Source organism: Anaerococcus sp., assembly GCF_022770135.1.
Taxonomy (GTDB): Bacteria; Bacillota; Clostridia; order Tissierellales; family Peptoniphilaceae; genus Anaerococcus.
On record NZ_JALEIL010000015.1, the window covers coordinates 1 to 9,590 of the forward strand.

Annotated in this window: 12 protein-coding genes; 7 read left to right on the top strand and 5 right to left on the bottom strand. The window is 34.1% G+C overall.

What is annotated here, in order from left to right; genetic code table 11:
• Together MRZ08_RS00490 and MRZ08_RS00495 are read left to right on the top strand one after the other, a co-directional pair.
• A partial coding sequence (locus MRZ08_RS00490) for a helix-turn-helix domain-containing protein (RefSeq protein WP_297377933.1) occupies window positions 1–427 on the top strand: 427 nt, incomplete at its 5' end.
• Entirely contained in the window at window positions 361–1,284 is a 924-nt protein-coding gene (locus tag MRZ08_RS00495) for an IS3 family transposase (RefSeq protein WP_297377962.1), read from the top strand. The genes MRZ08_RS00490 and MRZ08_RS00495, both read left to right, overlap by 67 nt.
• A gap of 51 nt (window positions 1,285–1,335) precedes the next feature.
• On the opposite strand, the gene jag is transcribed toward MRZ08_RS00495, so the two are convergent.
• From jag to rpmH, 5 genes are all read right to left on the bottom strand, one after another.
• On the bottom strand, window positions 1,336–2,169 hold the full coding sequence (gene jag / locus MRZ08_RS00500) for an RNA-binding cell elongation regulator Jag/EloR (RefSeq protein ID WP_297377936.1): 834 nt from the start codon (window positions 2,167–2,169) through the stop codon (window positions 1,336–1,338).
• Window positions 2,150–2,887: a YidC/Oxa1 family membrane protein insertase gene (locus tag MRZ08_RS00505; RefSeq protein WP_297377939.1), complete on the bottom strand. Its 738-nt coding sequence runs from the start codon at window positions 2,885–2,887 to the stop codon at window positions 2,150–2,152. Before MRZ08_RS00505 ends, jag begins: the two co-directional genes overlap by 20 nt.
• 20 nt (window positions 2,888–2,907) lie before the next feature.
• Window positions 2,908–3,120 carry a membrane protein insertion efficiency factor YidD gene (yidD, locus tag MRZ08_RS00510; protein WP_297377965.1) on the bottom strand — a complete coding sequence of 71 codons (213 nt, stop codon included), beginning with the start codon at window positions 3,118–3,120 and terminating at the stop codon, window positions 2,908–2,910.
• Entirely contained in the window at window positions 3,113–3,463 is a 351-nt protein-coding gene (gene rnpA, locus MRZ08_RS00515) for a ribonuclease P protein component (protein ID WP_297377942.1), read from the bottom strand. The genes yidD and rnpA overlap by 8 nt, the downstream gene beginning before the upstream one ends.
• A 68-nt stretch (window positions 3,464–3,531) precedes the next feature.
• Complete coding sequence (gene rpmH, locus MRZ08_RS00520; RefSeq protein WP_004836563.1) at window positions 3,532–3,666, bottom strand: 50S ribosomal protein L34; 135 nt, start codon at window positions 3,664–3,666, stop codon at window positions 3,532–3,534.
• A gap of 702 nt (window positions 3,667–4,368) precedes the next feature.
• Here rpmH and dnaA point away from each other — a divergent pair.
• The 5 genes from dnaA to MRZ08_RS00545 all read left to right on the top strand — a co-directional run.
• Complete coding sequence (gene dnaA, locus MRZ08_RS00525) at window positions 4,369–5,748, top strand: chromosomal replication initiator protein DnaA (RefSeq protein WP_297377948.1); 1,380 nt, start codon at window positions 4,369–4,371, stop codon at window positions 5,746–5,748.
• 224 nt (window positions 5,749–5,972) lie between these two features.
• On the top strand, window positions 5,973–7,085 hold the full coding sequence (dnaN, locus tag MRZ08_RS00530; RefSeq protein ID WP_297377952.1) for a DNA polymerase III subunit beta: 1,113 nt from the start codon (window positions 5,973–5,975) through the stop codon (window positions 7,083–7,085).
• Window positions 7,086–7,092: 7 nt separating this feature from the next.
• Entirely contained in the window at window positions 7,093–7,299 is a 207-nt protein-coding gene (locus MRZ08_RS00535; protein ID WP_297377955.1) for an RNA-binding S4 domain-containing protein, read from the top strand.
• Window positions 7,299–8,378, top strand: a complete 1,080-nt coding sequence (recF, locus tag MRZ08_RS00540; RefSeq protein ID WP_297377957.1) for a DNA replication/repair protein RecF — start codon at window positions 7,299–7,301, stop codon at window positions 8,376–8,378. Before MRZ08_RS00535 ends, recF begins: the two co-directional genes overlap by 1 nt.
• Before the next feature lies 1 nt (window position 8,379).
• A partial coding sequence (locus MRZ08_RS00545) for an ATP-binding protein (RefSeq protein ID WP_297377959.1) occupies window positions 8,380–9,590 on the top strand: 1,211 nt, incomplete at its 3' end.

Genomic DNA, 9,590 nt, shown 5'->3' on the forward strand with positions numbered 1-9,590 from the left:
GAAAAATTGGATAAATAAATATAATTCAGGAGGCTTTAAGAACTTATCTAAAAAGTTAAAATACAATAAATACACTAGTGAATTTAAGCTATCTGTAATACAATATAGGCAAACCAATAACACTTCGCTTAGAGAAACTGCAGAGCATTTTAATCTTGCAAATGGATCTATGGTATACAGCTGGGAGAAAGCTTACCAACAACGTGGTCTATCTGGGCTAGAAGTTAAGAGAGGAAGGCCTAGAAAAGATATGATCAAATCAAATAAGAAGCTAAAGAACAATAATCCAATGAACGAAAGTGAAAGAGAAGAATTAATAAGACTAAGAGAAGAAAATAGGCTTCTCAAAATGAAAATAGTATACGAAAAAAAGCTACAAGCCTTGCTTCTAGAAGAGGAAGCAGAAGCAAGGAAAAAACAAAGATAATCCTCATACTTCTAAAAGAATATCCTAAAAGCAAGATAAGTGAATGGTTAAATATAGCTAAATTACCAAAATCATCATACTATGAGTGGAAGAGCAAGTTATCTAATCCAGTAGATAAAGACAAAAAAGTTAAAGATGAAATTAAAACCATAGTAGAAGCATCAAGAGGTAGATACGGATATAGAAGAATAACCATGGTATTAAAAAATAAAGGACTCAATATCAACCATAAAAAAGTCTTAAGAATAATGAGAGAAGAATCCTGGCTATGCTCTAAATTTAAAACTAGATCAAGAAAATACTCATCATACAAGGGACAAATAGGTAAAGTAACAGATAATGTAGTAAACAGACAATTTAAGGCAAGTAAACCAAATGAATTATGGTTAACAGATGTAACAGAATTTAGAATTAAAGGTCAAGAAAAGAAACTGTACTTATCACCAATATTAGACCTTTACAATAGCGAAATAATCAGCTATACACTAAGTAATCACCCAACAATAAACTTAACCAATGCTATGCTAGATAAAGCTTTAAGAAAAACAGAAAATACAAGCGAACTAATAATACATTCTGATCAAGGATTCCATTATCAACATGGTACTTGGACTAAAAAACTAGAAAAAATGAATATTAGGCAAAGTATGTCAAGAAAAGGGAATTGTCTAGACAATTCTCCAATGGAGAATTTCTTTGGGATACTAAAACAAGAAATGTTTTATGGAGAATATTTTAAAAATTACAACCATTTGATAAGCGAGATTGAAAAATATATTAAATGGTGCAATGAAGATAGGATCAAAACAAAATTAAACGGAATGTCTCCTGTTATGTACAGACTACATTCCGCTTAAGATATTATTAAAGTATTCCGTGTTTACGGGTTCAGGTCAAAGGTCACAAGCTTATTCTACATATTCAACTACAACATATCTTTTAGGATCAGTTCCTTCAGAGTGACTTGATACATTTGGATATTTACTTATCTCTTCGTGGGCAAGTCTTCTCTCGTAGGAATTCATATATCTTAAATTCCAAGATTTCTTACTTCTTTGAACTTTCCTAGCAGTATCTGCAGCAAGGTCTATTATTTTCTCATCTCTTCTCTTCTTATATGAGTTAATATCGATATTAATTCTAACATTATTTCTTCTTGAATCTATGGCTTTTCTTATGATAAATTCAATCGCATCTAGGGTAGAACCAGCCTTACCTATAGCAATTCCTGTATCTTTCTCAGAAACTTTGGCTTCAAGCTTTATGATATTATCTTCTAGATTTCCTATAACCGTAACATCGTCAAAGTGCATAGCTAGAAGGATTTTCTCTAAGAGGTCCTTTGCCTCATAGAACTTGTCTATATCAGCCTTTTGTTTGGCCTTGCCATAATCTACAGTATTTTCTTCTACTGTTTCATTCTCTTTGTTTTCTTTAGGTTCAGAAAATTCTTCAACTTTTTCTTTAACTTCTACTTCAACTTCTTCTTCGCTATCTTTTGTTTTTGTAGCAAATTCAGTCTCGTCTATTTCTCTTTCTAGATTAGATAAGGCTTCTTTGATGTCTTCTTCATAGCTTACTCTAACTACTGCATCCTTACTTCCAATAAGGCCCAAAAAGCCAGCAGACTCTTCTTCAATAATCTCAACTTCTACTTCATCACGCATCTTGCCAATTTCTTCTAGAGCAAGCTCTATTGCTTTCTCTTTTGTTTTGGCACTTTTAATTATTGACTTTTTCATTTTCTAACTCCATTTTTTTATTTCTCATTGAAAAATGCATTATAACCATTATCACCAATCTAAATAAGGAACTTAGGGTGTAATATAGTGGCAAACCTGCAGGGAGACCTCTAAATACAAAGAAATACATCAAAGGCATTAGTAAAAGCATGTTATTCATACTTCCCATTGCCCCTCCTGATTGTTGCATTTGTGGATTTGTCTTCATTGAGAAAAGTTGTACACCAACTTGAGATAAAGATGTAAGAAGTGGTAGGCCAAACCAATAAGGATCTTTCTCAAGTAGGTCTGGCACCCAGTAGAAGTTAGTTCTAACATTATCAAGTCCTTCTGTAAATACATATTTTGTAGTATCGCTCATCATTCTAAACAATCCAAAAAGTATTAGGATTTGGATTATCATAACAAGACAACCCGAAAGACCAGGAGTCACCCCTTCTTCCTTGTATAGTTCTTGCATCTTTTGTTGCATGATTTGTTGGTCGTAGCCATATTTTTTCTGGATTTCTTCCATCTTTGGCTTAAAAACCTTAGTTCTTTCCGCTTGCTTTTGTTGGCTAACGGTCATTGGTATAATTAAAAGACTTACAAGCAAAGTCATTATTACTATCGCTATGGCATAAAAACTAACATCTGTAGGTTCTGTGAAATTTGCCGCGAGATAGTCATATATCCATCTCATAAGCTGACCTAAAATGCCTGCTATAAACTTAATCATATAAACTCCATCTATTTTATTTAATCTACAGGATCATACCCACCCTTAGAGAATGGATTGCATCTTAATATCCTCCAAAAAGACTTGATAAACGCTTTCAAAAACCCGTATTTTCTGAAAGCTTCCAGTGCATATTGGGAACAAGTCGGGTAGAACTTGCACTTGGAAGGGCCTAATTGGGGAGAGATATACTTTTGGTAAAACTTAATAAGTCTTATAAAGAATCTATTTATCATAATAGACAATATTTTTCTTAAAAGCCTTGCTCAAAACATGACCCAGAGATTTTTTTAATTTATCATAAGTAAAATCTGTCGTATGTTTCTTAGGAATAATTATTATATCTACTCCATTAATAGAATAGTAATTAAGCCTAAGAATCTCTCTTAACTTTCTCTTTAGTGAATTTCTTTGGTTGGCCTTGCCGATTTTTTTGCTAACAGTGATTCCAAATCTAGGATGATTTAGGCCGTTGTTTTTAATAAGTACAGTGAAATCTCTATTATAGAAAGCATTGTTTTTCTTGTATACTCTTTGAAAGTCTAAATCTTTTCTTAAACTAATTCTTTTTTCCATATTAAAAATCTAATAAACAAGAGCCTTAAAAAAGGCCCTTTCTCTAATCTATATATTACTATTTTAGCCTAAGCAGATAATCTTTTTCTGTTTTTTCTTCTTCTAGCTTTAAGTACTCTTCTACCGCCTGGGCTTGACATTCTTTTTCTAAAGCCGTGATCTTTAGATCTCTTTCTTCTATTTGGTTGATAAGTTCTCTTCATGCTTACACCTCCTACTCTTTTTTTGACTCATACTATTATATTGAAATAAAGCTAATCTGTCAAGATATATAGACAAAAAATATTACATTGATAAGGATACATTCCCCCTATGTATAATTTATGCATTTGGTCTTTGAATAAATAATCAAATATCAGGATTAATTGTGCATAGATTTTCAATGTGGATAAAATTGGGGATAGAATAATTTTACACAAGTTGTAAACAAAAATTCCTTATGAATAAAATTTAAAAATCATCGATTATCAATTTTCTTTTTGGCTTAAATTACTGATTTCTGAAAAAAGTATGAAGGAGTATAAATAAATACACAGACTTTTCCACATATACACTAGAAATTTCGGTCTTTTCAAAGTGTAAAAATAAGTTTTCCCAAAAATATAATAAAAAATGTGGATAAGTTGATTAAATCGCTTGATTATAGTATAATTAGCTGTGTAAAAGTATATGTAAAACTATGTTTTTTGTGATATTTTAACTTTTTTTTGTGGATAAGATCCAAGCTAGTTAATTTTTTCCTAGGATTTGTCCCTCTAAAGCCTAAAATTTAGCAAAAAGAATTATCAACATAAAAGTTATCCACAAGTTATCCCATTTCTGGGGATAAGTTCTTTTTTCTCGATAAGATTTTAATATTTTAAGCTTTATCCCTTGTGTATAACTTTAGAAGGAAGGTAGTATGGATGACGAATCTAGAATACATTACAGATGAATTAAAAAATGAAATGAAAATGCATGTTACCGATACTCAGCAATTCGATACATGGATTAGCATTCTAAAACCCCTAAATTTATATAGCGAGACCCTCTATCTAGAAGTTCCCAAAAAGGATACCCTCTTTATCTATGACAAAATCTGGGTTCCTCAACTTCAGCTTGCTCTTGATAATATAAAGGATAAGACAGGAAAAGACCTTAAGGTTTCTGTTATTGCAAAAGATTCCGACGATTACAACAAGGTCTTAACCCTGGGAAAGGACTATGATCCCAATGGTCAGATGCGAATAAGTAAGGTCAATTCATTTCCTAGACCCCAACTTGAAGAAGAAAATATATTTGCAAATTTCGTTGAAGGTAAGTCCAACCAGTACGCTTTGGGAGTTAGCCAGGCTGTTGCGGAAAATATTTCAAATAAGTCCCAAGCTAGACTCTACAATCCCCTATTCATCTACGGAGAAAGTGGTCTAGGAAAGACCCACTTGATGCAGGCTATTGCCCATGAGATCTTAGATAATAGAGATGATGCCTACGTGATGTATCTATCAAGTGAGAAGTTTACAAATGAAATGATATCTGCCCTTAGGTCAACCAAAAACGAGAAGTTCAGAGAAAAATACAGGTCCGTTGATATCCTTCTTATAGATGATATCCAATTTATTGCCGGAAAAGAAGGAACCCAGGAGGAGTTCTTCCACACCTTTAACGACCTTTACAATACAGGCAAGCAAATAGTAATATCATCTGATAGGCCACCCAAGGAGATAAAACATTTAGAAAATAGACTGATATCCAGATTTTCTTGGGGCATTATAGTAGATATCGGAAAGCCTGACTTTGAAACGAGAGTTGCAATACTACAAAAAAAACTCGACCAGCTAGGTGCTTATATAGACAACAATATTCTCTTTTATATAGCAGAAAATATCGATACAAATATAAGAGACCTCGAAGGAGCCTTGTCTACTGCCATAGCCTATGCCAAGAGCGATAATAGAGAAGTAGTAACCATGGAAGATGCCATAAAAGGAGTTGCTACTAGAGTAAAGGATAAGAAAAAACGCGTAGGTATAGATGATATACAAAAGTACGTGGCTGATAAATATGGAATCAAATTATCTGATATAAAGGGAAAATCTAGGAAAAAAGAAATTGTAAATCCTAGACAAATAGCTATGTTCCTATCAAGAGAAATCTTGGAAGATTCACTAGTAACAATCTCCAACGCCTTTGACAGAGACCATACAACTGTCATGCACGGCATTGATAAAATTCAAAAACAAATCGAAGAAGACGATAACTTCAAAGAAGAAATAGATGCTCTTTTGAAGGAGATCACAGAGTAGATTGTTTATAAACCTGTGGATAAGTTTGTTGATAAGTCAAAAGTTTTTATCTACGAACTTTATCTTGTGGGAAGTGTGGAAAACTAGGGATTTTATCCTTTAATTATGCCCAAGTTATCAATAGATATATTTGGCTTAATATAGCCTTTATATAAACTTATCCACATTTATACAGGCCCTACTAATAATACTACTAAGTATATATAATAAGTTAAGGAGTAACCATGAAATTTAAAATCAACCAGCAAGATTTAATGAACGCTATTACCATTGCCATGAAAGCAGTCTCAAAGAGTACCAATATACAGATACATGAATTAATATACTTTGAGTGTTCTGCTAGCTCTCTTTCGCTAAGAGCCTTTGATGGTGAAATATCTATAAAAACAGAAGTCGATGCCGTAGTAGATGAAGAAGGAGAGATGGCAGTAAAGGCAAGTCTAATCTCCAATATAGTAAGAAAACTTCCAAACGACATAGTGATAATAGAAAATAAAGAAGGGAAGATCTCTATCAAATGTTCATCTTCAAGCTTTAACCTCATAGCCTTTGATTATTATGATAAAAATGATATTAACATTCCAGAAACTAAGCCAATAGAAATAGCTAATGATATCCTAAAAAGATCTATAGGCCAGACCGAATTTTCTACAAGTCTAGATGAGACCAAGCTTGCTCTAACAGGGATATTATTTGAACTAAAAGAAGGATACGTCAATATGGTGGCTCTCGATGGCTACAGGGTATCCCTAAAGAAGATAAAACTCGATTACCCAACAGACTATGAGGATAGCGAATATATCATACCTAAGAGGTCCCTACTAGAATGGTCTAGGATTGTTTCAGATGATTTGACAACTAAGCTTTACAAGAACGAAAATGACCTAATATTTACAAGCGGTAGCACTACCATGCAATGCAAGGTAATTGATAAAAACTTTATCGACTATAGAAATATAATAAATGATATTTCAGAAACTAGCGTTATCCTAGACAAAAGAGACTTGATCAATTCCCTAGACCGTGCCCAAGTCTTATCAGATCCAGGTAGGGCCAACCTTATTAAAATTGAGCTTTCAGATAATGTTATGCTTATAAAGTCAAACTCAGAGATAGGTGATGTCAGGGAAGCTATAGATGTAGAGCAAAAGGGAGATGACCTAGAAATAGCCTTTAATGCTAGATATATGCAAGAAGGGGTCAAGGCCTGTGATTCATCAAAGATAAAGCTAAACTTCAAATCGTCCCTAAATCCATGCCTAATATATCCAGAAAACTCAAGCTACGAAGATGAGGATTTTACCTACCTAGTTCTTCCAGTAAGACTTGCGAATTGAGGTAGCTATGGAAAAAATTGAATTTGAAAGTGAAGAGATAAAATTAAAAGATTTACTAAAGGCGACTAATATTATCCCTACAGGAGGTCTTGCCAAAGCTATAATCAAAGAAGAAGGTGTCCTTTTAAATGGATCTGTTTGCTTTGTGGCAGGAAAAAAGCTCCACAAGGGAGATACAGTCGAATTTGATGATTTTTCGATTACAATTGTATAATGCGGATCAAAGATTTAAAGTTAAATAATTTTAGAAATTATTTTTATGAAAATGTAGAATTTAACAAGGACTCCAATATCTTCATTGGGGATAATGCCCAGGGTAAGACCAATCTTTTAGAAAGTGTCTATTATTTGGCCAATGCATCAAGCTTTAAGAAGATTAGAGATAATGATATAATTAGGTTTTCCCAAAGCCAGATGAAGCTTGCTGGCACTATAAGAAAGGGCAGATCTTTTAAGGAAGTTTTCATAGAAGTAAAGGATAATGATAAGAGTATTTTCGTAAATGGAGTAAAATATGATAGGAGGAAAGATTTAAGATCTCTTTTCAAGATTGTCTTATTTACTCCAGAAGATCTCGGAATAATTAAGGATGGGCCAAATCGTAGGAGAGATTTAATCGATGAAATCATAGAAGAAATTGATTTATCCTATAAGGCCAACAAGAGAGATTACGATAAAATTCTCTATCAGAGAAATAAGCTTTTGAAAAAACAAAAAGCTCCCTACTTTAAAGAACAACTAGAGGCTTTCGATAAGTCTCTTACCAAGCTTTCATACAAGATATATAAAACTAGGGATAAATTTATTAAAATTATTAATAAATTTGCTAGTGAATTTCACTCATCTCTAACAGCGAATAAGGAAGAGTTAAAACTAAGCTATAAGGCTGATATTGAAGCTAAAAGTCTCACAGACTACGAGGAAATTTTTAGGTCGGCGAGAGACTTAGATTTTAAATACCTTACTAGCCAAAGAGGAATCCATAGGGATGATATTGAAATAAGTATAAATGGTAAAAATACCAAAAGCTTTGCTTCTCAGGGCCAACAGCGTTCGGCTATCTTAAACATTAGACTTGCGGAAGTAAGGTTGATTAAGGAAGTGACAGGAGATGAGGCTGTCATTTTGTTTGACGATGTCTTTTCAGAGCTAGATGAGAAAAGGTCTATGTTTTTGTTAGAAAACCTTAAGGGCTTTCAGACAATAATAACTGCAACCAATACCAAGAGTTTGGAGTATGTAGATAGGGAAAAGATTTCATATATCTTAGATGGAAAGATTAGAAAGGAATAGTATGCAAGATAACAATTATGATGCTGGCAATATCAGGGTCTTGGAAGGACTAGAACCAGTTAGACTAAGACCTGGTATGTATATAGGTTCAACCAGTGAAAAGGGACTTCACCACTTAGTTTACGAGGTCGTTGACAACTCTGTAGATGAAGCCTTGGCTGGTCGTTGCGACTACATAAAAGTAACAGTAAGCAAAGACAATGTAATAAAAGTCGAGGATGACGGTTCAGGAATCCCAGTTAAAGAGCACCCTACAACTCACAAGTCAACCCTTGAGACGGTTCTTACAGTTTTACACGCTGGTGGTAAGTTCGACGACTCTGCCTATCAGTTTTCGGGAGGACTTCACGGTGTAGGTGTCTCTGTAGTAAACGCCCTAAGTGAATACCTAATAGCTGAAGTCAAAAGAGATGGTCACATCTACAAAATGACCTTTGCCAAGGGAGAAGTCACCAGCGATTTAGAAATTGTAGGAGATACAGAAGAAACTGGTACAACTATAACATTTAAGCCAGATGGAGAGATTTTCGATACAACAATATTTGATAGGAAAACTTTAGAAAATAGGTTTAGGGAAATGGCCTTCCTCAACAAGGGAGTAGAAATAATCCTCGAAGATGAGAGAGATGACTTTTCTGAAAGCTTCAAATATGAGGGTGGAATCAAGGAATTTGTAACCTATCTTAATAGAAACAAGACTCCAATTATGGAGCAAGTTCCTCACTTCGATGGCATGCAAGAAGATATAGAAGTAGAAGTAAGCTTCCAATATACAGACGGCTACAGCGAAAATATCCTAACTTATGCCAACAATATTCACACACCAGAAGGGGGTACCCACCTATCAGGCTTTAGATCAGCCCTTACAAGAACAGTAAATGATTATGCTAGGAACTTTAAGTTCCTAAAAGAAAACGAGGAAAACCTTCAAGGTGACGACATCAGAGAAGGAATTACAGCGGTAGTTTCAATCAAAATATCAGACCCACAATTCGAAGGACAAACCAAGGCTAAACTTGGAAACTCAGAGGTTAGAGGAGCGGTAGATACTTTCGTTAGTCAGAGACTTCAAGCCTATCTAGAGGAAAACCCAAAGCCTGCCAAAAATATAATAGAAAAGGCCCTAGCATCCAGAAGAGCGAGGGAAGCTGCAAGAAAGGCAAGAGACCTAACCAGGAAAAGATCAATCCTAGATTCGACAACTCTGCCAGG